This window comes from Corynebacterium sp. HMSC075D04 (genome assembly GCF_001815635.1).
GTDB classification, from domain to species: domain Bacteria; phylum Actinomycetota; class Actinomycetes; order Mycobacteriales; family Mycobacteriaceae; genus Corynebacterium; species Corynebacterium coyleae.
This window is the reverse complement of the sequence record NZ_KV821313.1, coordinates 53168-76608: the sequence shown is the minus strand read 5'-3', so window position 1 is coordinate 76608 and position 23441 is coordinate 53168. Positions and strand designations below refer to the sequence as shown.

At 62.3% G+C, this 23441-nt stretch carries 28 protein-coding genes; 9 read left to right on the top strand and 19 right to left on the bottom strand.

What is annotated here, in order from left to right; genetic code table 11:
• Positions 1 to 71 precede the first annotated feature (71 nt).
• The 3 genes from HMPREF3048_RS03165 to HMPREF3048_RS03155 are packed head-to-tail and all read right to left on the bottom strand — an operon-like array spanning position 72 to position 2199.
• A complete protein-coding gene (locus HMPREF3048_RS03165; RefSeq protein WP_070771165.1) occupies positions 72 to 1070 on the bottom strand; it encodes a hypothetical protein in 999 nt (332 codons plus the stop codon).
• Positions 1070 to 1828: an ATP-binding cassette domain-containing protein gene (locus HMPREF3048_RS03160; RefSeq protein WP_070422034.1), complete on the bottom strand. Its 759-nt coding sequence runs from the start codon at positions 1826 to 1828 to the stop codon at positions 1070 to 1072. Before HMPREF3048_RS03160 ends, HMPREF3048_RS03165 begins: the two co-directional genes overlap by 1 nt.
• Complete coding sequence (locus HMPREF3048_RS03155; protein WP_070422035.1) at positions 1825 to 2199, bottom strand: GntR family transcriptional regulator; 375 nt, start codon at positions 2197 to 2199, stop codon at positions 1825 to 1827. The genes HMPREF3048_RS03160 and HMPREF3048_RS03155 overlap by 4 nt, the downstream gene beginning before the upstream one ends.
• A gap of 172 nt (positions 2200 to 2371) precedes the next feature.
• On the opposite strand from HMPREF3048_RS03155, the gene HMPREF3048_RS03150 reads away from it, so the two are divergent.
• Positions 2372 to 3817 carry an NYN domain-containing protein gene (locus tag HMPREF3048_RS03150; protein WP_070771164.1) on the top strand — a complete coding sequence of 482 codons (1446 nt, stop codon included), beginning with the start codon at positions 2372 to 2374 and terminating at the stop codon, positions 3815 to 3817.
• 354 nt (positions 3818 to 4171) lie between these two features.
• On the opposite strand, the gene HMPREF3048_RS03145 is transcribed toward HMPREF3048_RS03150, so the two are convergent.
• Complete coding sequence (locus tag HMPREF3048_RS03145; RefSeq protein WP_070771163.1) at positions 4172 to 5110, bottom strand: PspA/IM30 family protein; 939 nt, start codon at positions 5108 to 5110, stop codon at positions 4172 to 4174.
• Positions 5111 to 5207: 97 nt separating this feature from the next.
• Entirely contained in the window at positions 5208 to 5579 is a 372-nt protein-coding gene (gene trxA / locus HMPREF3048_RS03140; protein WP_070614169.1) for a thioredoxin, read from the bottom strand.
• 116 nt (positions 5580 to 5695) lie between these two features.
• Here trxA and HMPREF3048_RS03135 point away from each other — a divergent pair, with 116 nt between their 5' ends.
• From HMPREF3048_RS03135 to HMPREF3048_RS03110, 6 genes are all read left to right on the top strand, one after another.
• Positions 5696 to 5896 carry a hypothetical protein gene (locus HMPREF3048_RS03135; protein ID WP_070771162.1) on the top strand — a complete coding sequence of 67 codons (201 nt, stop codon included), beginning with the start codon at positions 5696 to 5698 and terminating at the stop codon, positions 5894 to 5896.
• 27 nt (positions 5897 to 5923) lie between these two features.
• The gene (locus HMPREF3048_RS03130; RefSeq protein ID WP_070771161.1) at positions 5924 to 6124 is read left to right on the top strand and encodes a heavy-metal-associated domain-containing protein; all 201 of its coding nucleotides are present in this window, start codon (positions 5924 to 5926) and stop codon (positions 6122 to 6124) included.
• Positions 6125 to 6158: 34 nt separating this feature from the next.
• Positions 6159 to 8354, top strand: coding sequence for a heavy metal translocating P-type ATPase (locus tag HMPREF3048_RS03125; RefSeq protein WP_070771160.1), 2196 nt, complete (start codon positions 6159 to 6161; stop codon positions 8352 to 8354).
• A 93-nt stretch (positions 8355 to 8447) separates the two neighbouring features.
• Complete coding sequence (locus tag HMPREF3048_RS03120) at positions 8448 to 8996, top strand: TetR/AcrR family transcriptional regulator (RefSeq protein WP_168167333.1); 549 nt, start codon at positions 8448 to 8450, stop codon at positions 8994 to 8996.
• Positions 8997 to 9036: 40 nt separating this feature from the next.
• Positions 9037 to 10350 (top strand): MFS transporter, encoded by a 1314-nt coding sequence (locus HMPREF3048_RS03115; protein ID WP_070771159.1) that lies wholly within the window; start codon positions 9037 to 9039, stop codon positions 10348 to 10350.
• Between the two features lie 54 nt (positions 10351 to 10404).
• On the top strand, positions 10405 to 10995 hold the full coding sequence (locus HMPREF3048_RS03110) for a hypothetical protein (protein WP_070450682.1): 591 nt from the start codon (positions 10405 to 10407) through the stop codon (positions 10993 to 10995).
• Here HMPREF3048_RS03110 and dnaB read toward each other — a convergent pair whose 3' ends face one another.
• Positions 10996 to 12522 (bottom strand): replicative DNA helicase, encoded by a 1527-nt coding sequence (gene dnaB, locus HMPREF3048_RS03105; RefSeq protein WP_070771158.1) that lies wholly within the window; start codon positions 12520 to 12522, stop codon positions 10996 to 10998. It lies immediately after the preceding gene.
• A 392-nt stretch (positions 12523 to 12914) separates the two neighbouring features.
• On the opposite strand from dnaB, the gene HMPREF3048_RS03100 reads away from it, so the two are divergent.
• Positions 12915 to 13331, top strand: a complete 417-nt coding sequence (locus HMPREF3048_RS03100; protein ID WP_070484987.1) for a hypothetical protein — start codon at positions 12915 to 12917, stop codon at positions 13329 to 13331.
• Here HMPREF3048_RS03100 and HMPREF3048_RS03095 read toward each other — a convergent pair.
• Positions 13302 to 15362 (bottom strand): RecQ family ATP-dependent DNA helicase, encoded by a 2061-nt coding sequence (locus HMPREF3048_RS03095; protein WP_070771157.1) that lies wholly within the window; start codon positions 15360 to 15362, stop codon positions 13302 to 13304. The two genes, HMPREF3048_RS03100 and HMPREF3048_RS03095, sit on opposite strands and share 30 nt — an antisense overlap.
• A gap of 63 nt (positions 15363 to 15425) precedes the next feature.
• On the opposite strand from HMPREF3048_RS03095, the gene HMPREF3048_RS12620 reads away from it, so the two are divergent.
• On the top strand, positions 15426 to 15548 hold the full coding sequence (locus HMPREF3048_RS12620; RefSeq protein ID WP_256365573.1) for a hypothetical protein: 123 nt from the start codon (positions 15426 to 15428) through the stop codon (positions 15546 to 15548).
• On the opposite strand, the gene HMPREF3048_RS03090 is transcribed toward HMPREF3048_RS12620, so the two are convergent.
• From HMPREF3048_RS03090 to HMPREF3048_RS03040, 12 genes are all read right to left on the bottom strand, one after another.
• Positions 15545 to 16222, bottom strand: coding sequence for an AAA family ATPase (locus tag HMPREF3048_RS03090; RefSeq protein ID WP_083316687.1), 678 nt, complete (start codon positions 16220 to 16222; stop codon positions 15545 to 15547). The two genes, HMPREF3048_RS12620 and HMPREF3048_RS03090, sit on opposite strands and share 4 nt — an antisense overlap.
• Positions 16219 to 16905, bottom strand: coding sequence for an AAA family ATPase (locus HMPREF3048_RS03085; RefSeq protein WP_070771156.1), 687 nt, complete (start codon positions 16903 to 16905; stop codon positions 16219 to 16221). Before HMPREF3048_RS03085 ends, HMPREF3048_RS03090 begins: the two co-directional genes overlap by 4 nt.
• Before the next feature lie 4 nt (positions 16906 to 16909).
• Positions 16910 to 17308 carry a type II toxin-antitoxin system VapC family toxin gene (locus tag HMPREF3048_RS12705; protein WP_070450728.1) on the bottom strand — a complete coding sequence of 133 codons (399 nt, stop codon included), beginning with the start codon at positions 17306 to 17308 and terminating at the stop codon, positions 16910 to 16912.
• Between the two features lie 8 nt (positions 17309 to 17316).
• Entirely contained in the window at positions 17317 to 17625 is a 309-nt protein-coding gene (locus HMPREF3048_RS03080) for an antitoxin (protein ID WP_141739352.1), read from the bottom strand.
• Positions 17626 to 17694: 69 nt separating this feature from the next.
• Positions 17695 to 18459, bottom strand: a complete 765-nt coding sequence (locus tag HMPREF3048_RS03075) for a chymotrypsin family serine protease (RefSeq protein WP_070771154.1) — start codon at positions 18457 to 18459, stop codon at positions 17695 to 17697.
• 135 nt (positions 18460 to 18594) lie between these two features.
• Entirely contained in the window at positions 18595 to 19047 is a 453-nt protein-coding gene (rplI, locus tag HMPREF3048_RS03070; protein ID WP_070771153.1) for a 50S ribosomal protein L9, read from the bottom strand.
• Between the two features lie 48 nt (positions 19048 to 19095).
• Positions 19096 to 19722, bottom strand: coding sequence for a single-stranded DNA-binding protein (locus tag HMPREF3048_RS03065; protein WP_070422054.1), 627 nt, complete (start codon positions 19720 to 19722; stop codon positions 19096 to 19098).
• Positions 19723 to 19774: 52 nt separating this feature from the next.
• Positions 19775 to 20071, bottom strand: coding sequence for a 30S ribosomal protein S6 (rpsF, locus tag HMPREF3048_RS03060; RefSeq protein WP_070422055.1), 297 nt, complete (start codon positions 20069 to 20071; stop codon positions 19775 to 19777).
• A 194-nt stretch (positions 20072 to 20265) separates the two neighbouring features.
• Positions 20266 to 21240: a hypothetical protein gene (locus HMPREF3048_RS03055; protein ID WP_141758833.1), complete on the bottom strand. Its 975-nt coding sequence runs from the start codon at positions 21238 to 21240 to the stop codon at positions 20266 to 20268.
• 101 nt (positions 21241 to 21341) lie between these two features.
• Positions 21342 to 21719, bottom strand: a complete 378-nt coding sequence (locus HMPREF3048_RS03050; RefSeq protein WP_070450698.1) for a hypothetical protein — start codon at positions 21717 to 21719, stop codon at positions 21342 to 21344.
• Between the two features lie 22 nt (positions 21720 to 21741).
• The gene (locus tag HMPREF3048_RS03045; RefSeq protein ID WP_070422058.1) at positions 21742 to 21930 is read right to left on the bottom strand and encodes a hypothetical protein; all 189 of its coding nucleotides are present in this window, start codon (positions 21928 to 21930) and stop codon (positions 21742 to 21744) included.
• On the bottom strand, positions 21927 to 23441 hold the full coding sequence (locus HMPREF3048_RS03040) for a glycosyltransferase family 87 protein (protein ID WP_083279383.1): 1515 nt from the start codon (positions 23439 to 23441) through the stop codon (positions 21927 to 21929). The genes HMPREF3048_RS03045 and HMPREF3048_RS03040 overlap by 4 nt, the downstream gene beginning before the upstream one ends.

Here is a 23441-nt window from a genome sequence, read left to right as displayed (position 1 = left end):
GGTCTCGCTGACTGGGATTAAGTTACACACACCCAAACAACAACACAAATCGCCAGCGTAGAGCGTGTTTTCTAAGCGTCTTTAAATCCTTGTTTTGGGTTAATCACGCCAAAAACGAACAACGCCTGCAAAACCAGGCCGATCAAGAACATCAAACCCGCGATGGCCAGCGCGTATGCGACTTGGGCGGGGTGGGGATCGTCGATAAGCAATGTGTCTTTGACCGCGAAGAACAGGAACATCGCAGGGATGAGACCAACGTCTGTGCGCCACACCTTCAGCGGTGCGCCGAGCACAGCACTGGCGAGGCCCGCTGCCCCCAGAGCAAGAATCGCCCTCAGACCGATTGGCGCGACCAGCAGCAACACCGCCATATAGAGCGCAACCGATGCCAGGGCGGCACCCCAATACAGGACCAGCCAGCGGCGCCGGGGAACGCCGAAACTCGTCATTGCCGTTGCGCCGAGGATGCCTGTGCCGTTGCTGCAATAGACCATGGCCCAGACGAGGATTGGCAGGCTCACGAGGAACTGGGCGAGAGGCTCGCTGCTCACCACTCCGGCAAGGTAGAGCAAAAGGCTATGCGCAACCGCGATACCTGCTGCCCACAACAGTTGTGGCTTGAAAACCACCTCGAAGATGAACCCTCCCCGGCCGATTCGGCCACGCACCGCGCGCCGATCCTCGTCGTTGGTCGCCTCGACGTAGCGCGTGCCTATCAGCAGGCCAGCGACCACCGCAAAGAGCGCGCCGAGCAGCCCAACCCAGTCGGGCCGCGCCGCCAGCGCCACGCCAACCCCGCACAACACCGCCGGCACCACCCCAAAGGCCGCAAGTTTCACAGCGCGCGAGCGCGGCACACCGAACGCGGTATAGGCAGTCTCCTCCTGCTGCAACGCGACAAGTACAAGCACCGTGACCATGCTGGGGAGGAATGCGGCAGAAAGCGCACTATCCACAACAAACGGTCCAAACGCCATGACGGCGATCAACGGCACCATCCACAGCAGCCGCTTCAGCGGCGAGGCGACAAACTGGTGGCGAAAGAATCCGAGAAGCGTGGTGTTCATTACGACACCTCCAACACGTGCTCGATGAGGTCGTCGAACTTGGCGGCGCGGGCATGGCGCGGGGCGTCGTCGAGAGGAATAAGCTCGGGGCCAGCAACAGCGAACGCGTCCGCATCCTCCGGAACACATTGCTTTGCGACGACCCCATCACGCCCCAGAATCACCGCACTGTCCAGCACTTTCGCGGCGTCTTCGATGTGGTGTGTGGCCATGACGATCGTACGCTTCGAGTCCGCCTGCGCCAACAGGTGGCGGTAGAACACGTCGGTGTTGTGGGTGTCGAGGCCGACGTAGGGCTCGTCGAGAAGCAAAAGCTCGGTGTTGGAGGCTAACCCGATGACGATGGAAACCATGGCGCGCTGCCCGCGAGAGAGTTTCTCGTAACGGGTGCCCAGGGCGGGGTCGAGAGCGAAGTCGGCGATGAGTTGATCTGCGACGGTTTGGTTCCACGTGCGGAAGCGCAGGCGCGCGCCCTTGATCACGTCGGCGGCGGACCACCAGCCGGGGTAGGCGGTATCGACGCCGGTCAGGCACGTGTTGTCCATCACCCGGGCGTTGTCGAAGGGGCGCTGCCCGAAGACCTCAACGGTGCCGCCGGTGGGTTTGAGTTGGCCGGCGAGGATGCGCAGCAGGGTGGATTTGCCCACGCCGTTGCGGCCGAGCAAGCCGTGGATACCGGGGCCGAGGTCCAGGTCGACGCCGTTGAGCACGTGCGTGCTGCCGAAGCGATGCGTGAGGCCAGCGGTGTGGATTGTCATCGGTACAGTCCTCTACTTTCTGCGACGCGGTCGATGAGGTCGTGGAGGTCGGCGCGGGAGTAGCCGAGGTGGACGGCTTCGTCGATAAGCGGTGCGATGTACTGGCCCGCAAACGCCTCGCGGCGAGTGGCCAGGATGCGCTCGCGGGCGCCGTCGGTGACGAACATGCCGAGGCCGCGGCGCTTTTCCAACACGTTGTCGCTCACAAGCAGCGTCAGCCCCTTGCGCGCAGTGGCGGGGTTGATTTCGTGGAACTGCGCCAACTGATTCGTCGAAGGGGCCTGATCGCCGGGCTTGAGGGAGCCGTCGACGATGAGGTCCTCCACGAAACTGGCGATCTGCACGAATAACGGCTCCGCATCAGTATTCACGACGCCTCCATTCGCCTCATTGGTTAGTTACTCGAGTAACCAACTAACTAACACGGGTTCAGGTGGAGTGCAACCAAAAAACAGAAAAAGAACATGGAGAACCCGCGCAAAATCAGGCAAGATGGGCCGTGAAAATCAACTTAGCAACGAAAAGAATCGGAATTTAGGAGCCATGCTTGAACGCACACTGGTGTTCGTCGACACGTCTTACCTGCTCGCGAGCTTTTACAATTCGTGGGAAATCGGCGCAAGAGCCCAACTAGAAATCGACCTCCCCGAGGTAGTCAACACCCTCGGGAACATGATCACCGACCAACTCAACCAACCCATCCATAGGCAACTCTGGTACGACGGCATCCCCGACTCCGGGCCCCACCGCTACCAACGCGCACTGCGCACCTGCGACGGCGTGCAACTCCGCACCGGCCAACTCATCGAATGGGGCGAACGACGCACCCAAAAAGGCGTTGACACCCGCCTCGTCGCCGACCTCGTGGTCAACGGCCTGAGCGAAAAATTCACCGACTTCGTCCTCGTCTCCGGCGACGCAGACATGATCCCCGGCGTCGAAGAAGTCACCCGCACCGGCACCCGCGTACACCTCTACGGATTCGGGTGGGACTCCATGTCCTCCGCACTGCGCCACGCATGCGACAGCACCACCATTCTCGACCCGCGCGAGGACTTCTCCAACGCCATGCGCCTGCAAGTCCTCGAAGGCCCCCTGCCGCCGACCATCCGGGAGCGCCCGCTTAACGACGCCGCACCCCTCGACGAAGCCGACGGCCCGACCTCCGTCCCAGGCCTTGGCCCCGAGCCGCTCAGCGCCGAATGCGCCAACGCCGAAGCAGAGAAACAGGAAGAGAAGACGGGTGCTGGCGATGGTTCGGGTGCCGGTGCTGATGCGTCGCAGGGTTCGGCGGAGAGTTCGGCGGAGGGCTCCAAGACCTCTGATGCCGAGGCCACCGAAGCCAAGCCTGCTGCACCCGCCTCGTCTGCTGCACCTGCAGCGCCGAAGCCCTCCGACATTGTCGGTGCTCCGGTTGCCCAGCAGCGCACGCACGAACCCGACGAGCCGGAACTCGACGAGCCTTCCGAGGCACAGGTCGAGGCCAACAACGAGTCCAACAAACCCGGCAACAAGCAGGTCTCCAGCGAACAACGCCCGGCTGCCACTCCGGCGCCGACGCCGGCCGCAAAGACAAGCCCTTCGGATACCGACTCGTCCGCCGACTCAACCAAGGCGGAGGATTCCGCGCCGCAGCAGGGACCGAAGCCGGCACCGAAGCCGTCGATGATGGCGCCGCGCCGCAAGCTTCGCTCCCGCTACGTCCCGCTCCCGGAGGAGGTGTGGACGTCCGCCGGCTTCCAAACCCCCTACGACGTGGGACAACAGTACGCGTCATGGTGGTTTGAAAACGCCGCCACCATGGAGCAGCGCGACAGCGCACATCTGCTGTCGGGTGGCGGTCTGCCACCGGAGATCGACAGGCCACTGCTGCAGTTCGCCTGCGAAACCCTCCACGAGTACACGCTGAGCGAAACCCAGCGCGTCAATCTTCGCGACGGGTTCCACTCCGGCATCCGCGGTGTCCTGATCAACATCCGTCGCAACTAGTCGCTTTACGACGACACCGGGGCCGCCAACCACCTTGCGGCCCCGTTTTTGCGTTGCTTGCCCTGCGCTTCTCTTCTGCTTCCGGCGCCTCCCCGTCTGCCCCCCTTTCTCGAAATAGTTCCCCGCGCGGGAACTTTCTTCGGTTTCCGGCGCCTTCAGGGCGACATTTTCCCAGGTCGGCAGTTCTAGACACCCGTGGTCGGACAAAATAGTTCCCGGATTCAGTGTGAACCCGGGAACTATTTTGCGGCTGCCCCTGGCACTGACAAATATTGCAAAATTTGTCAGGCCGGATTTCTGACCAGGCGCGATGCCGACGGCTGACAGATTCCGGCGAAATGTGTCAGGAAAGGCCTAGCGCTCGGCGCCAGAGTCGGTCTCGGCGTCAGTGTCGGCATCAGCCTTAGCGTCAGCATCCGACTCGGCTTCGCGGAGGTAGGCCTCGGCGTCGGCGATGGTGTCGTCGGCAACGCCAGTGTCGGCAGTCTCGGCAGAATCGGCAGCGTTCCCCTCGGAGCCGGTCTCGATCTGGCGGTCGGCTGCGGAAGCAGAAGCACCCGACCCGGCCTCGAGCTCGCCGCCCATGGAGGCACGGATCTCGGCGAGACGGTTGGAGGCGGCCGCATCGGAAGAGCCGGACTCGATTTCGGCGATGCGATCGTTCATGGAGTCCTTCATCAACTCCTGCTGGCCAAGTGCGTTGGCGTAGCGCCGTTCGGTTTTGTCGCGTACGCCGTCGAGGGTGGGCACGTCGTCAGTATTGAACTGGTTCATCGTGTCCATGGTGCGGGCCGTGTGCTCCTGCATCTTGGCCTGGTTGAGCTGGGACTCGAGTTGGGAAACCTGGGCCAGTTGCTCCTGCAGGCGGGCCTCGGACTGCTTCTGCTTTTGCTGTGCTTCCTTGGCGGCGTGGTCGGCGGAGGCGTAGGACTGCTTGGTTTGCTCAAGTTCCTGCTCGACGGACACCAGTTGGGTGGCGATGACCTCGGCGGTGGAGTTGAACTGTTGGGCCTTTTCGGTGTCGCCAGCGGCGGTGGCCTTGTCGGCAGCCTGGAGGGCGGTGCGGGCCTTGGTCTGTAGGTCGTCTTGGGACTTGATCAGACGGTCAAGCTTCATCTGCAGCTGGTTGCGGTTACCAATGATGTTGGCGGCCTGCTGGGTGATTTCCTGGTGCTGCTTCTTAGCGGCGTCGACGGCTTGTTGGATTTGCACCTTCGGGTCGGCGTTCTCGTCGATCTTGGTGTCGAAGGATTGCATAAGGTACTTCCAGCCCTTGGTAAATGGGTTTGCCATGGTTGGGTCCTTTCGGTGATGTGTGGTGGGGTTTTCATCGATAGGCAAGTGTACGCATGAAAAAGCGCCCGGCAGGCGGGCGCTTAGGCGATGAGGCCTAGTTTTCCTCGGGGTTTTGCGCTGCGATCTGGCGGCGAACCTCGTCCATATCGAGGGCCTTGACCTGGTTAATCACGTCCTCGAAGGCGGCGGGCGGAAGGGCGCCTGCCTGCTGCCAGATCATGATGCCGTCGCGGAAAGCCATAAGTGTCGGGATTGCCTGGATTTCCAGGGCGGCGGCGAGCTGCTGATTCGCCTCGGTGTCGAGCTTGGCAAAGGTTACGTCGGTGTGGGTCTCGGATGCCTTTTCAAAGGTGGGGGCGAACTGGCGGCAGGGGCCGCACCAGGATGCCCACGCGTCGACAAAGACGATGCCGTCCTTTGTGACGGTTTGCTCAAACGTGTCCTCAGTTACATCAACGGTGCTCAACGTTTCGCTCCTTGTTGCGTTAGGTTATTCTCTTGGACGTTGTGCAAAGTACAACGCGATGAGTTTTGTCGTATTCCAACCCGTGTTGGGCCGCTTTAAGGAGGCGCTCACCAGTCATGACCAAGACCTACAAGATTTCTGGTCCTGATGATGAAGTTGCTGTTGCTTCACTTGCAGATGAACTTTCGATGGTGGAGGGCGCGCATGAGGTGGACATCAATATGGAGGATGGGGTCCTGACGGTTGTCGGGTTCTTGTTCACCGATGAGGATGTCCGGTTGGCGGCGGTGAACGCGGGCTACGATTTACATTTTTGACCTATAACACCGTTTGAGGAGGCTGCGATGGCTGAGCGTACATTCCAGGTTGAGGGCATGACCTGTGGGCATTGTGAGTTGAGTGTGCAGGAGGAGGTCGGCGAGATCGCTGGCGTCACCGCCGTGAAGGCTGACCACAAGTCCGGCAATGTTGTCGTGGAGGGCGAGGGCTACTCCGACGCGGATATTGCTGCTGCAGTTGAGGAAGCGGGCTACAAGCTGGCCTAAACGGGGGATTTCGTCACGGGTATATGATGGGGCCATGACTCAACCTCCTGTGGCGTTGCAACATATTGAGCTCGGCGTAACGGGGATGACCTGTTCGTCGTGCTCTTCGCGTATTCAGCGCAAGTTAAACAAGCTCGACGGCGTGGATGCGTCGGTGAATTACTCCACGGAGACCGCGACTGTTTCGTTTGATCCGTCGTCGACGTCGACGCAGTTGCTTATCGACGAAGTCCGCGCCGCCGGCTACGACGCCTTCGAGTTAAGTGACGAAACGGGTGGGGAAACTGGTGGGGACGGGGGGTCGTCGACAAGCAATGCGCTCGATGAGGCGCGCGACAATGAAGCGGAGTATTTAAAGCGCACGACGATTTGGTCGGCGCTGGTGTCGCTTCCGGTGATGCTGGTGAGCATGATCCACGGGCTGCAGTTCCCGAATTGGGAGTTTGCGGCGCTGGCGGCCACGACGCTGGTGTTTTTCTCTGCGGGCAGTGTGTTCCACCGTGCGACGTGGGTGAATCTGAAGCACGGCGCGATGACGATGGACACGCTGATCACGCTGGGCACGTCGGCGGCGTACCTGTGGTCGATTTGGGCGCTGTTTGTTGGTGGCCCGGGGGAGCCGGTGTACCTGGAGACCGCGTGTGTCGTGATCACGTTCTTGCTCTTGGGTAGGTGGTTTGAGACGCGCGCGAAGGGGCAGTCCTCGGAAGCGCTGCGCGAACTGCTGAGCATGGGCGCGAAGGATGCGGCGGTGATCCGCGGGGATAAAGAGGTGCGGGTGCCGATCTCGCAGGTGGTTGTGGGGGATCATTTTGTGGTTCGCCCTGGTGAGAAGGTGGCTACGGATGGGCGTGTGATCTCGGGGCATTCAGCTATCGACGAATCCATGCTGACCGGCGAGTCCGTCCCGGTCGAGGTCAGCGAGGGCTCGGCGGTCACCGGCGCGACGCTGAACACGTCGGGGCGCCTGGTGGTGGAGGCCACCCGCGTCGGCTCGGAGACGACGCTGGCGCAAATGGGGAAGCTAGTCAAGGACGCGCAGGCTGGCAAGGCGCCGGTGGAGCGCCTCGTGGACCGGATCTCGCAGGTGTTTGTGCCGACGGTTGTTGTGGTTTCCCTGATCACGCTGGTCGGGCACTTGTTGGTGGGCCATGCGGTGGAGGACGCATTCACGGCTGCGGTGGCGGTGCTGATCATCGCGTGCCCGTGCGCGCTTGGTCTGGCCACGCCGACGGCGATCCTGGTCGGTACCGGCCGTGGCGCCCAGATGGGGTTGTTGATTAAGGGCCCGGAGGTGCTCGAATCGACTCGCCAGGTGGACACGGTGGTGATGGATAAGACCGGCACGGTGACCACCGGTCAGATGGGTGTGGCTGAGGTGCTGCCTGGTCCGGGCTACGAAACCGACGAGGTGCTTCGCCTGGCAGCCGGCGTGGAGGCGGGCTCCGAGCACCCGATTGCGAAGGCGATCGTCGAGGCAGCCGATGAGGTGCCTGAGTCGACCGGCTTTGAGAACCTTCCGGGTCAGGGGGCTTCCGCGCGTATCGACGACCGCCGTGTCCGCGTCGGCCGCCCCACCGGCAATCTTGGAGCCCTGGCCGATTCGTTCGCCGAGGCCGAGCAGCGTGGCGCAACCGCCGTCGCCGTGGAGGTCGACGGAGCTGTGGCCGGTGTGATTGCTGTGCGCGACACCGTAAAGGAGGACTCGCGCGATGCTGTGGCACGCCTGCGAGACCTGGGGATGACGCCGCACCTGCTCACCGGCGACAACCAGGGCGCGGCGGAGGCTGTAGCGGCTGAGGTTGGGATCGACCCCGCCAACGTCACCGCTGGCGTGCTGCCGGAGGACAAGGTCAACGTGGTCAAGCGCCTGCAGGAGTCGGGCCACCGGGTGGCCATGATCGGCGACGGTGTCAACGACGCCGCCGCCCTCGCCCAGGCGGACCTTGGTATGGCGATGGGAGCCGGCACCGACGTGGCCATTGAAGCGTCGGACATTACGTTGATGCATTCCTCGCTACGTTCCGCCGTGGACGCAATCCGCCTGTCGCGCAAAACGTTGAAGACCATCAAGGGCAACCTGTTCTGGGCGTTCGCCTACAACGTGCTGCTCATTCCGGTGGCTGCGCTGGGCTTCTTGGACCCGATGCTCGCCGGAATTGCGATGGCCTTCTCGTCAGTATTTGTGGTGTCCAACTCGCTGCGCCTGCGCGCGTTCAAGTCGGAATAGTGAAGTGCGACTACCTGCTGAAATAAAGTACATGCAACAAGGTGTTCGACTTATTAAGTGAAACATTACGTTCGACTTGATATCTTTTCAGACGTGAGACGCGACGCCGCCGACAACCGATACGCCATCGTCACCGCAGCCAGACAGTTGCTTCTCAGTGAAGGACCGGACGTGTCCATGCGTACCATCGCCAAAGCCGCCAAAGTCGGCGTGGCAACCGTGACACGCCACTTCCCGGAGCGCACTGAGCTGTATAACGCCGTGAGCGAACAAACCTTGAACGACATTGTTCAGATCCTCGACGATCACTCCGTCGAATTCACGGTAGATACGCGAAAGGCTTGGCGCGACACCATCCATGCAATCGGCAACCTAGGGCTTGCGGCTATCGCTCAGGGATCCGCCGAAAAGCGTGCTGCGGAAATGCGGGAGATCTACGACGGGCTCCTCGCTCCCGCGAAGCGAGCCAAGCTCTGTCCCGCAGACCTTGATCCGTTGGAGTTGCACTTCTCGCTTGGCATTGTGAGCCGACCGCTGCCTGCCCCAGCGCCTGACGTCATCCGCTGGGATAGCCTGACACACAAAATGATCGACACGCTACTCGACGGCCGGGAAGCTCAAGCACACTCAGCTGAATATTAAGTTCCGAGTTTTCGCAGGCCACGGCCTAAACTCCCCCTGCATGAACACTGATCAACAGCTCACGCGCACTGAGCGCCTCGACCGCCTTCCTGTCACCCCGAAACACAAACGCCTGCTTGTCGGCTCCGGCATTGGCTGGGCGCTGGATGCGATGGACATCGGCTTGGTGTCGTTCATCATCGCAGCACTCGCCGTCCACTGGGATCTAGACAAGACCACGACGAGTTGGATCGCGTCGGTTGGGTTTATCGGTATGGCGATCGGCGCGTCGCTCGGCGGGTTGCTCGCCGACAAGATCGGACGCCGCCAGGTGTTCGCCGCGACGCTGCTGCTCTACGGGTTGGCCACGGGCGCGTCGGCGCTGGCGTGGTCGGTCGCGTCGCTGATCGTGTTCCGCTTCCTGGTGGGCTTGGGCCTCGGCGCGGAACTTCCGGTCGCATCTACGCTGGTCAGCGAGTTTTCTCCACGTAAGGTGCGCGGGCGCATGGTGGTGCTGCTCGAAGCGTTTTGGGCGGTGGGTTGGATTCTGGCGGCGGTGATCGGCACGTTTGTCGTCGCTAATGGCGAGACCGGCTGGCGCTGGGGCTTCGCCATCGGCGCGCTACCCGCCCTGTACGCGATCGTGGTGCGCCTGGGCCTGCCGGAATCGGTGCGCTTCCTGGAATCCAAGGGCCGCCACGACGAGGCTGAGGAGATCGTGCGTTCCTTCGAGGCTGAGGCCGACCCCGCCAACTACGACACGACCATCCCCGAGCAGGAGGAGCCGATCCAAGGTGGCATCTGGGGCGCTGCTTTGCGACGACGCACCGCCGCCTTCTGGACCGTCTGGTTCTGCGTGTCGCTGTCCTACTACGGCGCCTTCATCTGGATCCCATCCCTGCTGGTGGAGCAGGGTTTCTCGCTCGTGCGGTCATTCACGTTCACGCTGATTATCACGCTTGCGCAGTTGCCGGGCTACGCGGTTGCCGCCTGGCTCATCGAGGTCTGGGGGCGCAGGACGACCCTGTCCGTGTTCCTCGCAGGGTCTGCGGTCTCCGCGTTCGGCTTCGGCATGGCGAGTGCCGAGTGGCAGATCATCCTCGCGGGCTGCCTGCTGTCGTTCTTCAATCTCGGCGCATGGGGCGCGTTGTACGCGATCGGCCCGGAGCTCTACCCCACCGCGATCCGCGCGACCGGCACCGGCGCGGGTGCCGCGTTCGGCCGCATCGGTTCGATCCTCGCCCCGCTCGTGGTCCCGCCGGTGCTGGCGTTCGGCGGCTCGACCGCAGTGTTCGGCGTGTTTGCCGCAGCGTTCCTGCTGGCGTGCGTCGCTGCGTTTACGTTGCCGGAGCAAAAGGGAGTTGCGCTTGCCTAGCGACGACACCACGTACCATCGCACTCATCCCCCGTTCCCGTGTTAAGGATTGCCATGCGTCGCGTACTCGCCCCCTTGTCTCTGCTGACCGCCTTGTTGCTCGCCGGTTGCGCGGGTGGGACCGGCGAGCCGGAGACCATCGTGGTCACCTCGACCGAAGTCGTCGACGCACCGGCACCTGAATCGGCGCCGGAGGCGAATCCCGAAACCGAGCCGGAATCCGAACCCGAGGCTGCACCAGCACCAGAGCAGCCCGCTGCCCCGCTAGCCGGAGCGTTCGAACTCGACCCGGCGTACAAAGGTCAGGTCGGCGGCAAGTGCGGCATGACACCCGACGGCGCGAAGATCTCAGTCGGCGACACCACCTCCTGCGACCTCGCGGCAGCGGCCTACCCACATGCGATTAACGCCACGTGGGCCTGGAGTAACAAACCAAACGTAACGTCGGTGCCGTTCACGAATATCTCCGGTGTACCCAGCCCCATCACCGGCGGTGCGTATGACCTGCGCTGCGCTGTCGGATCTTCGGGGCAGACGATGAGCTGCTACGGCCCGGACAACGACCCGTACATGACCTACGAGCTCGAGATGACCACAACGTGGCACCCGCGCATCAACATCGTTGGGGAGTACCCACACAACTAACTAGCCGTGGGCCATGTTGACAAAGCGCGAGTAGTGCAGCTGGTGCGCCACCGGGATGGTGTCAATCGGGCCGCCACGGTGCTTAGCCACGATGATGTCGGCTTCGCCGGCGCGCTCGTCGTCACGATCCTGTGAGTCCGGGCGGTACAGCAGGAACACCATGTCGGCGTCCTGCTCGAGCGAGCCCGACTCACGCAGGTCAGCCAACTGCGGGCGCTTGTCCGTGCGGGCTTCCGGGCCACGGTTGAGCTGCGAAATCGCAATGACCGGAACCTCGAGCTCCTTGGCCAACAGTTTCAGGTGGCGGGAGAACTCGGAGACCTCCTGCTGGCGGGACTCGACGCGCTTGCCGGAGCTCATCAGCTGCAGGTAGTCCACCACAACCAAATCCAGACCGTGCTGCTGCTTGAGGCGGCGAGCCTTGGAGCGAATCTCCATCATGGTGAGGTTCGGGGAGTCGTCGATAAATAGCGGCGCATCCTGGATCTCCGTGAGGCGCTTGGTCAGCTTCTCCCAGTCGCGCTCCTCCATCTGGCCGGAACGCATTGCGGAGAGCTTGATCTCCGTCTCGGCGGAGAGCATGCGCATGATGATCTCGGAGGCACTCATTTCCAGCGAGAAGATCACGCTGGTTTTGCCCTGGTGGATCGAGCAGGAGCGCATGAAGTCCAGCGCTAGTGTCGACTTACCCACACCAGGACGTGCCGCGATGATGATCATCTGGCCGGCGTGAAGGCCGTTGGTGAGCTTGTCTAGGTCGATAAACCCAGTCGGCACACCAGCTTCGAGGGCGCCGCCGGATGCGATCATGGTCAGCTCGTCGATAGTCGGCTTGAGCAGTTCCGACAGCGGACGGTAGTCCTCGCCCACGTTGTTGCGGGAAATCGAGAACACCTTCTGCTGCGCATGGTCAACGAGCGCCTCGATCTCCATGCCTTCTTCGCCCTCGTAGCCCAACTGGACCACCTGGGTGCCGGCGTTGACCAGCTGGCGCAGGATCGACTTCTCTTCGACGATCTCTGCGTAGTAGCCGGCGTTTGCTGACGTCGGCACCTCGGAAATCAGCGTGTGCAGGTACGGGGCGCCACCGACGCGCTCCAGCACGTTGAGACGATCCAAACGTGCCGCGACAATGAGCACGTCGACGGAGCTTCCCTGGGAGAACAGGTCCAGAATCGCCTGGTAGATAAGCTGGTGCGCCGGGTGGTAAAAGTCATCCGGCCGCAGCCCGTCGGCCACGTCCAGGATCACGTCCGGGTTGAGCAGCATTGCGCCGAGGACGGAACGCTCCGCGCGCTCGTCGTGGGGTGGGGTGCGGTACTCCTGCTGTACGTCACCACGGTTGTTGCCGTACTTGTTGTAGCGCTTCTGGCCACCCTTGCCGTTGCCGCCGAAGTTATCGCCGCCGGCGAAGCGGTTGGAGCCGCCAGTGTTTTGTTCGAAGTCGGCGAAGTCCCCAAAGTCGCCGTAGTCCGCTACCGGCTCCGGTGGTGGTACGTAGTCGTCGAAGCTGTCGTTCGCACCCATGTTTTCCCCTTTCACTGTGGCTATGACACTACCCTCTCCTCCGACATTTTCTAGACCCACTAAACGAGTTATCCACAGGGGCTGTGAAATCTTTCGACATTGTGCGGGTAGTTATCCACAAGTCATCCACCCAGCTTGTGGAGAACTTGTGTACAGCGACACCAAAACCGCAGGAACTTATCCCAAACGCGCAGGTCACACGCTATTCATCCAAACCGCATACCCCGGGTGTAGCCGGGGGATAACTTCTCACCACGGGGTTTGACAAAGCACATTTCAACAGTTTCGGACCCCTTTTTCGACCCTGCAGCCACGTGCCCAGGCACTTTGGATCCACACTTATCCACATCTTTCACACCACGCGACACCTGTCTCGCAGTTAGAGTGCGTACATGGAAACACGAGGCATTCTTTGGATCTACGCCATCGCGATGGTGGCGTTTCCCGCGGCGTGGATAAGCCTGTTGCGTCTGATCGGCGGCGGTTGGGAATTTCGGACCGTCACGGCGGCCTTCGGCACCCTCGAGGCCGCGACCGCATTGCTCGCACTCGGTGGTGCCACGTGGTTCACCGCCGCGGCGCGCGGTCGCAAGAAAATAGGCGCACTGGTCACGGTGTGGCTCGCAACCGCCTGCCTCGTCGTCGGCTGGGGCTCGATGGCCGTTGCGCATTGGGAGGAGTACCAGGCCGACATGGCGTTGCCGATCATCAACTTGTTCATGCTCCTCATCCCAGTCGGCACGGTGCTTGTCTTCGCCGCCGCCATCGCCGAGTCCGCATCACGCGCGCGAAGCAAACGCCAGCGGTAGCACCTCCACCCCGTACCGCTCCGCAATGTCGGCCGCTGCAACCGTGACGGACCAGCCGGAATCCACCTCCCCGGTCAGCAACAACACGGGGCCTGTCTCCACGTCGAGGCCCGTGTAGTCGTAGTACCGGTCGAGCCCGTTGACGCGAAACGCCGAATTTCGGGCTTCTACCTCGCGCGATGGCGTATCGACGACACCACCAAACCGCATCTGCCCCACCCGTGCCAGCGCTTCTGCAGTGGCCGCGATCATCTCGTTTCGTGCCGGGTCAGCATCGCCGAGTGCGACGACGGTGGTGGGGCGTTCCGCCCAGGCCCAGTCCGCGAGCACGGCCACGAACCTGCCAAGCCAGGCATCCTCACGCCAGTTGCTCAGCGGCCGGTAGGTGTTATCCCGCAGCACCTCGGCCAGGGCTGGCCCGCGGGCGACGTCGTTAAGCCGCCCCAGCGCCTTGCCCTGCAACACGCCCTTGATTTTGCCGCGGCGCGCGGACCCGGTTGGCCACATTTTGCGTTGGGTGAGTTGGACGCCGGGGGCGCGCAATTGTTCGTCCATACGCTGCGCCAACGCAACATCCACGTCCACGGGCAGGTGGTTGCCGGTGCAGTTGTCGCAGCGCGCGCAACGCTCATCGGGGCCAAGCGTTGGGTCGTCGAGTTCACGACGCAGAAACGCCATGCGGCACCCGTCTGTGGCTTCGTAGGCCAGCATCAGGTCCTGCTCACGCTTGCGCGCTTCGGCGAGCCCACCGTAGCGCTCGTGGTCATACTCCCAGGCAGCACCCGTGGACACCCAACCGCCCTTCACGCGGCGCACGGCACCGTCGACATCAAGCACCTTCAACGCCTGGTCGATGCGAGTGCGGGAGAGATCCACGAAGTTCTCCAGCCGAGGTGTGGAGAACGGCTCCTCGCTGAGCGTGTCCAGAAGTTGGCGCACCACGTGTTCCTCCGGCATGGACACGGACGCGAAGTAGTCCCACACGCGTTCGTCCTCAGGGCCGGGCAGCAGCACAACCTCGGCGTGGTCGGTGGCACGCCCGGCGCGGCCGATCTGCTGGTAGTAACTCACTGGCGACGACGGCGCCCCCAGGTGCACAACAAACCCCAGGTCAGGTTTGTCGAAACCCATGCCCAGCGCGGACGTAGCCACGAGCGCTTTGAGTTCGTTGTCGATCAGGGCGCGCTCGAGGCGTTCGCGTTCCTCCGCCTCGGTGCGTCCGGTGTACGCGGCGACGTTCCAGCCAGCGTTTTCGAGTGCCTCGGCGAGGTCGTGCGCAGCGGCGACGGTCAGACAGTAAATGATGCCGGAGCCGTTCACATAGGCGAGGTACTGCGCGATCCACGCCGCGCGCTGGGTTGGGTCCGGCAACTGCACCACGTTCAGCGCGAGCGACTCGCGGTCCAGCCCGCCGCGCAGCACACCGGTGTTCTCGCCGAGTTGAGCCACAACGTCTGCCACCACACGGTCGTTCGCGGTCGCTGTCGTGGCAAGGACCGGCGTGGCCTCCGGGAGGTCGCTAATTAGCACCGCAATACGCCGGTAATCAGGGCGGAAGTCGTGGCCCCAGTCCGAAATACAGTGCGCCTCGTCCACCACCAACATCCCGGCGGAGCGCGCGAGTTGCGGCAGCACCTGCTCCCGAAAGTCCGGCGCGTTGAGGCGCTCCGGGCTGATCAGCAGCAGGTCATAGTCGTTCAGGCGCGCCTGGATCTCGTCCCACTCAGTCATGTTCGCCGAGTTGATCGTCGCCGCGCGAATCCCTGCGCGCGCCGCCGACTCCACCTGGTTACGCATCAACGCCAACAGCGGCGACACAATAATCGACGGCCCCGCCCCCGCCTCACGCAGCAACTTCGCCGCGATGAAGTACACCGCCGACTTACCCCAACCGGTGCGCTGCACGACAAGCATGCGTTTGCGCTGGTTCACTAACGCATCGATGGCGGTCCACTGGTCGTCGCGAAGCATGGCTTCGGGGCCCGCAATGCCTTTGAGAAGTTCGTCTGCTTGTGTGCGCGTCGCTGTCATGGCGCAACCCTATAACACCGCCACGACACGGCCCAGGCCTGCAGATACAGTAGTATCAGCGTCATGGAATCATTCGACGAGTCGGAAGTCGCGAGCTACGAGGAAACACGGCGACTTACGCACGCTGAGCTCGATCGTATTTTCAACGAGCGCGCTAACCTCATGGCGCGACTCAAGGACGCTTAACCAAACTCCCCTTCTGCCCAGTCCGCCATGAACTCGGCGATGCCGTGCGGGTCCGCAAGGAAGTCGCGCGTCGCCCGAAACGCCAGCGTGTCCTCCACCGCAAGGTTGCGCTCCACCCCGTCGTCGCTGATCTCGATGATCTCCGCGCCCGGGATCGCCGCCACGATGGGCGAATGCGTGACGACGACTACCTGCGCCCCCACCTCACCCAACGCATGCAACTGCGCCAACAGGGCCATTTGGGCGACGGGGGACAGGCCGGACTCGGGCTCGTCGAGAAGATACAGCGCGTTGGGGATCAGCCGCGATGTCAGTTCGAGGACCGATTCGCCGTGGGAGCGCCCGCCGAATTCGGTGATGCGCGTGTGGGTTTCACCGCGCAGGAAGTAGCCGGCCTTCGCCCGCGGGCCGGTGGTCAGGGTGAGCACGCCGTAAAGCGGGTCGTGGGCGCCGGCCTTTTCTACACCCCACGTGCCGCCTTCCAACGTGAACCCCCAGGCACGCGCCATGCCTTCCAACAGCGTGGACTTGCCCACCCCGTTGCCGCCGGTAATCACCGTGATTGGCCGCCTCAAGGCAAAACCGAACTCGGCGACGTGCGCGATGGCCGGGGTCTCCACAGCCCACGGCGGTGCGGCTTGGGCGTCGACGTCGACGCGTTGGATGAACATCATGGCCTCACCAGGTAGCGGGCGGTGCCGGCCGGGTCGTTGATGAATTCGCGGGTGGCGGTGACGGGCTCGCAGTCGTCGAAAAGCATGGGCTCAAGGTCGGGAACATGCAGGATGCGGGCGTCTGGGATGGCGAGGAGCACGGGCGAATGCGTTGCGACGACCACCTGTGCCCCACGCCGCGCTAGCACCGTCAGCAGGCCGAGGAGTTCGAGTTGGGAGAAGGTGGAGAGGCCGTCTTCGGGCTCGTCGAGAAGAATTAGCGAGTCCGGGCCGAAGCGGGTGCGCGCCAGGTCCATGATGCCCTGGCCGTGGCTGCGTCTGGTGAGGCCTACAAGCGGGTCGGCGGGCCCCAGGCTCTCGTGGTATTCCGCAAGGTCAAGGTATGTTTCGCCGCGCAGGAAGTAGACGTCGCGGGGATTTTCACGGCGGATCAGCGTGAGCGAGCGGTGCAGGGCCGAATGGTCTGCGGCGGTAAAGCGCGCGTGGCGCGAACCGCCAGCAGCGTTGGCGCCCATGGCCACGGCGATCGCCTCGACGAGCGTGGATTTTCCGGAACCGTTATCGCCGGTCAACAGCGTGACCTGGCCTAACTCGAGCGGCGTTTGCTGGAGGGAGTGCACCACCGACAGATCACGCGCGTAGCCCTGGACAGGAGCATCAATGCGCACACGGGTAAGAAACATGGGGCTACCGCCAGTTCTCAATCTTCAAGCCGCCAACCCGTGAAAACTCTTTCTCGTTGGCGGTGACTAGGACTAAGTCTTGTCGGATCGCTTGGGCCGCAATCCATAGATCGTTAGCCCCAATCGGTAGCCCTCTATCTAGAAGATCTGCCCGAAGCCGTCCGTAAATCGATGCACATTCCTCATCGACTCCCAATATGCGTCTACCGTGTAGCAGTACCCTGTACGTCCGGTGCAGGATCTCTGGATTTACCGACCGCTGAATACCCGCTTCAATCTCACCGAGAACAACAGTAGAGAGCCATAGCTTTGAGCTCGCACATTCAGTTACTCGTTGAACAACCCGGGGTTGAGTTCCCCGTTCAATGTCGATCCAGACATTCGTGTCAAGAAGATATCCCATCGAATCGTTCATCCTCCGTGATCAGGGGAATGATCGAGGTTCGGCACTTCGTCGAGTGGGAGGTCTTCAATTTCCTCAATTAGTCCCTGCTCGAGGTTGTGTTCCTTCTGGAATTCACGAAGCCTGGCGACGACAAGTCCGAAATCCTCTTCCTCCGGCCTCAGAAGAAGCCCTTCCGGCACGGCTTCAATGGACACAGCCCCAGATGCAATGCGTAGTGCTGCAGGGATTCGCACTGCCTGGCTGTTCCCAGATTTAAAAACAGTCGTACGGATCGGACCGCTCACATTCGGTTCCTCTCGAATAGGTTCTGCCATGACACCCTCCACAGATCGATGTATATCCGCAACGATATACAGATTCGCGGTGTCCAGCAAGACCCTCTTTTACCGCAGACCTGCTGGCAGTGGCGTTGCAGCATCCGCCGCGACGAGGATCCCGTAGGCCGCGCCGGAGATAATCCCGACGATGTTGGTGCTGCCGTCCGGGTTCACGGTGTACAGCGGGGAGCCCGAGTCGCCCTGCAACGACAGGATGAGCACGGCGATCTCACCAGTGCGCGGGTTGACGTTCAGCACCGGTCCGCAGGTACGGGAGGTGCGTGCGCCGTCCTTGCACACAATCTGGCCTTCGCGTACCGACGTCACCGGCGCGCGCCCCGCCACACGACGTGTGGGGTTGATGAACTGCGCAAACTGACTCAGGCCATGCAGCGCACCGATGTACGGAATGTCGATAAACCCGCCGCGCATCGCTCGGGCATCGGTGACATGACGGTCCATGCGGAACCAGGCGACGTCCTTCAACTCGCCGCCAAGGGTGTTGTCGCCCTCGAGCTCAAAACCCGAATCCTGCAGATTGCTCGCGATCGGGGTTCGCGCATCCGCCGCCAGCACCCGCACCGCGTGCGCCCCACCGATCGGGGCGAGGCAGTGACCGGCGGTGACGCCGTACATCACACCGCCCCGGTACGCGATGGAGTTCAACGTGCAGCCATACTTCTCCCCATCGCTGTATTCGATACGGATGCTGTCACCCGCATACATGGCCAGTGCTTGGGCTGGGGTGGCTGCCATGCCAAGCACGCCCGCTGCTGCGACAGTGAGGGACAAAACGGTGTTGCGCACCCGGCGCAAGCGGGAAGAGATCATGGCGAGGATTCTTCCACACTTTGGGCGCACAAAAAGCGCGGGCCCCACTCCTCACAAGTGGGTCCCGCGCTACAAGTGCTGTTGTCGTTGGACTGCTGCGTGCTGTTCTGACGCGCAGTCGTCGTCAAGCGGTGCTTATGCGCTTACGACCTCGAAGTTCACCTTGCCCTCCACGTCGTCGTGGAGGTTAACCTTGACCTGGTAGCCACCGGTCTTGGTCACCAGGCCCTTAGGCACGGTGATGCGGCGCTTGTCCAGGTTCGGGCCGCCGGCAGCCTTGACGGCGTCGGCGATGTCGGCAGCCTTCACGGAGCCGAAGAGCTTGCCGTTGTTCGCAGTGCGAACGGCAACCTTGACGCCGGTGAGCTGGTCGAGCTGGTCGCGCAGCTCCTTGGCGTGATCCAGGTCGCGGACCTGGCGCTCAGCCTGAGCACGCTTAATGTCTTCAATCTGCTTCTCTGCGCCGCGGGTAGCCGGGATAGCCAGGCCGCGCGGGAGCAGGAAGTTGCGTCCGTAACCGTTCTTGACCTCGACGACCTCGCCAGGTTCGCCAAGCTTCTCGACGGTAGCGGTGAGGATCAGCTTCATAATCCTAACCTTCCTTATGGTGAAAAATGCTTGATGTGTGGTTGTCGTTTAGAACGGTGGCTCATCGCCCGCGCCACCGAAGCCACCGGCCTCGGGTGCGGAACCCCACGGATCATGTGCAGGCTGCTGGGGCTGGTTCTGGCCGCCTTGGCCCTGGCCCTGGGTTTGGCCGCCGAAGCCGCCACCCTGGTTACCTTGGCCGCCGCCGAAACCGCCCTGGTTAAAGCCGCCCTGCTGCTGGTTCTGGCCGCCGAAGCCGCCACCCTGGTTGCCCTGGCCGCCGCCGTAGCCGCCCTGCCCGCCCTCACGCGGGTTGCGGTTGACGTTAGCCGTGGCGTACTTCAGGGACGGGCCGACCTCATCGACCTCGACCTCGAACACAGTACGGTTTTCGCCCTCTTTAGTTTGGTAGGAACGCTGCTTGAGCTTGCCGGTGACCACAACGCGCATGCCCTTGGTCAGGGACTCTGCGACGTTCTCGGCCATCTGGCGCCAGCAGTTACAGGTCAGAAACAGTGCTTCGCCGTCCTCGAACTGGTTCGTCTCCCGGTTATACGTACGTGGGGTGGACGCGATGCGGAAGTTCGCAACCGCGGCACCGCTCGGGATGAAACGCAGTTCCGGGTCAGCAACCAAGTTGCCGACAACGGTAATCGGGGTATCGCCTTGAGCCATGTTTCGTGAACCTTCCTACCTGCTGATCGTGTGGTTGTAGAGCCTACCGGTCTTACTTATCGGTACGCAGAACCTTGGTACGAAGAACGTTGTCGTTCAGGTTCAGCAGACGGTCGAGCTCCTTGACCGTGTCAGCCTCGCAGTCGAGGTTCACAACGGCGTAGATGCCCTCTTCCTTCTTGTTGATCGGGTAAGCAAGACGCTTCTTGCCCCACACATCAACGTTCTCCACCTTGCCGTTGTCCTTGCGGACAGTCTCCAGGAACTTATCCAGGGACGGGGCAACGGTGCGCTCATCCTGCTGCGGATCGAGGATGATCATTACTTCGTAGTGACGCACGGACCTCATCACCTCCTATGGTCTTAGTCTGTTCGGCCATAACCCTTGTGGTCATGGCAGGAGGGTCGTTGCGTCAAGCAACCTGAACAGACTACCCCACGGTTTGCACTGCTCAAAACCCTGGCCGCGGGGATGACATGAAAGACTCCGCATTGCGGACAATTGGCCGGCAACCAATCGTTGGCAGGCACCAACGGCTGGCGTTAGAACGGCAACCCCGGCAACTTCGGCAGAGCCGGCAGCGGGATGCCCAACGACGGCCCGACCGCCGCAACCGCAATACCCAAAGCTGCGAGAACTCCGACCACAAGGCCCACGATCGCGAGCGGGGATACCTCAACCTCACCCTGAGAACGCAAACTGCTCAAGCCCGCCTCACCGCGCAGCGAGTCGATGTTCCAATTACGAACCTCGTCAATGCTGGTCGGGTACTTCACCTCTCGGTTGCCGCCGTCTGCGCAGGCAACCCGCGCGTTCATATCCACTTCGAGGTACGCCGTCGTTCCCCCGATGGCGAGTTGGACATCGTCGGCGGCCAAGAACGTTTTCCGGAAAGTCTTCAGATCGGACTGGGACAGGTTGCCCTGCACAACGAAGCTCTTCCAGGCAACGTCTTCAAAGTCCTGCCGGTTCACGCGCTTGCCCCGCACACGGTTCGCCTCCTCAACACCAAGTGCGCTGACCGGCCGCTCCGAGATGCTGCCCTGTTTGATGCTCGGCTTTACCGCCCACACCTCGACCTTTGTAAGTTCCTCGGTGAGGTGTTGTGCCAGCGCATGCTCCATACCTACCTGCTGGAGGCGTTCCGTGTACCGCTGCTCAGTGCGCTTTTGAGCCTCTTTGGCGTCTGCGAGCCTGCTTGCGAGATTCTTCTGTGCCTCCACAAGCTCTGCCAGCGAGGGTTCCGCTCGGAACTCCCGAACGATGTTCTCTGTTCCGGGGTACAGCACCTCAAATGCTTTCACCGCAGCGTTGGCGTACACCTCTTGTGTGCTGACGTTGGCCCAAGCGCTGTAGGTTGCCGCTTCCCGGTCGTTCAGCTTTAACATGCAGATCCCGTTCGCCGCCAACACCATGGGCCCTTCATTCGGCCCGACTGTAGCGGCGACTGCAGCTGGGGCAAGGCCGCCCGCGACCAGCGATACGGCGAGCGGCAGGGTAATAATTCGACGGTTCAACGCGGGCTCCTTTTTAGCAACAGCAGTCCGGTATCGGACACGGTGCTTTCAGGATATTTTCACCGAGCAGAACCCGCAGCAAAACGCGAAAATCTTCGGTCTTAGCGGTCGACGTCTAAAACGAGGCCGTCCTTATCGATATCAATGTCGATTTCGCCGAACTCCACCTCGAAGTAGCCGTCATCGTCCCACTCCACTTTGGCCTTGCCATCCTGGGCGGCCTTTAAGACGTCTTGGACTTCGGCTTCGGTCACGTTTTCGTCGACAAGATCCTTGCGCGCCTCGTCCGAGTAGCCGGTCACAGCGGCTGGGAGATCCTCGGACACAGCGGCTCCAGCGTTCGACGTTTCCGTCACCGTTTCGGGCGCGACGGTTTCAGTGACTGTTTCGGGCGCAGTCTCGCCAGAATCAGAACACGCCGCCACGGCAAGTCCTGCTGTGGCGGCGACTGTCAGGGCAACCATCTTCTTCGTAAGCATGGCCCCACTGTAACGACGAAGATCAGGTCGGGTTTGGCACCGCGACGAAAAGTGCGAGCGACACCGGGATGATCGTCATGAACACAAACGCAACCGCGCCGTAGATGATCGACTCTTTCTTGCGGCCCTTCGTTGCCATGTAGAACGACGCGCCGAACAGGGCAAACGCGATCAGGATAGAGACGATGCCGAGCACCGTTGCGGTGGTCATGGTTGCGTACTCACCGCCTCCACCTCAGGCTCGGGCGTGGGCTCGTCGATAAGCACAGGCTCTTTCCACTGCGCAGGCAGCGACATCAGCGGGTCGTGGCCGTTGTGCGCGTCGCGGACCTTGTCCGGGCGCTTGCCGAGCATTTGCTTGACGACGAGCACCATCACCGCCACGATAAACGCATCGCGCGCCAGGATGAAGATGTCCAGGAACCAACCCGGCACACCCATGTTGTCGTCGCCCATCATGTGCCACATCAGCACCGGCCAAACCATCATGTCCGCCACCATCCAGGACAGCAGCAGACGCCAGTACGGCAGTGCGAGGACCGCGGGAACCACGAACCACAGAGAGTACTGCGGGCTCCATACCTTGTTAAACAGCAGGAAGAAGCCGACGATGAGCACGATCAGTTCCGCAATGCGCGGGGTTTGCGGCGCACGCAGGCCGAGGATGAGGACGAACAGGCAGCCGAGCAGGAACAGGATCAGGGTGACGGCGTTGAGGATCACCGGGGCGCCCTCACCGGAGTCGAAGCCGGCCCACCCGAACTCGCGGGAGAGCACCGCGTAGATGGTGGTCCACTCCCAGCCGCGGTCGGTGTTGAGGCGGTTGAACTCGCTCCATGCGTCTGGGTAACGCAGGTACACCGGCGCGTTGACGGCGATCCAGGTGATGGCGGTGGCGCCGACCATCTTGAAGAACGGCACGAGGTCACGCTTGCGGATCGCCACAGTGAGGTACGCGCCGAGGATGAACAGCGGCCACAGTTTGAACGCGGTGCCCAAACCGACGAGCACACCGGCCAGCCACCACTTGCGGTTGCGCGCCGCGAGCATCGCTGCGACGGCGAAGAAGATCGAGGGGATGTCCCAGTTGGTAAACGCGTGGACGATCAGCAGCGGCGAACCGGCGACGAGCAGCGTGTCCCAGATGCGGTTGCCGGCAAGTTCCGCGACCATGCGGATGGTGATCACCCAGATGATGGACATCAGCAGTGCGGTGACGTAGAAGTACCAGCCGGATTCCGGCAGGAAGCTATCAGTCAGGAAGTAGGTACCGCGCGCGATCCAGGCGCTGAGCTGCTGGAACAGGCCAGCGAGCACCGGGTATTCCATGTAGCGGGTCAGGTCGTCTTCTACCCACGAGTAGGCGTAGACAAAGCCCGGCTGGTCCAGACCACGTGCTCCGTAGAGCGGGATGATGTCGTTGTAGCAGGCAGCGACGAACTGACGGTTGCCGTCCCAGTTGAGCTGCATGATGCCGTTGTCGTCCAGTTTGCCGCCAGCGCAGCGCGACTTCTGTAGTGCGCCGAAGGACAAGAAGATGTATGCGACGGCGATGATGGCGCGTAGCGGCGTCCAGAACCGGGCGCGGCCGATCTGGGCGAAGCGGCCCATTGGTCCGCCGAGGTAGTTCACCCAGCCGCGTGCCACCGGTTCGGTTTTGCCGGGCTGGACGCGGTCGGCCGGGTCCGGCCATGTGACGGTTGTTTGATCAGTCTGAGACAT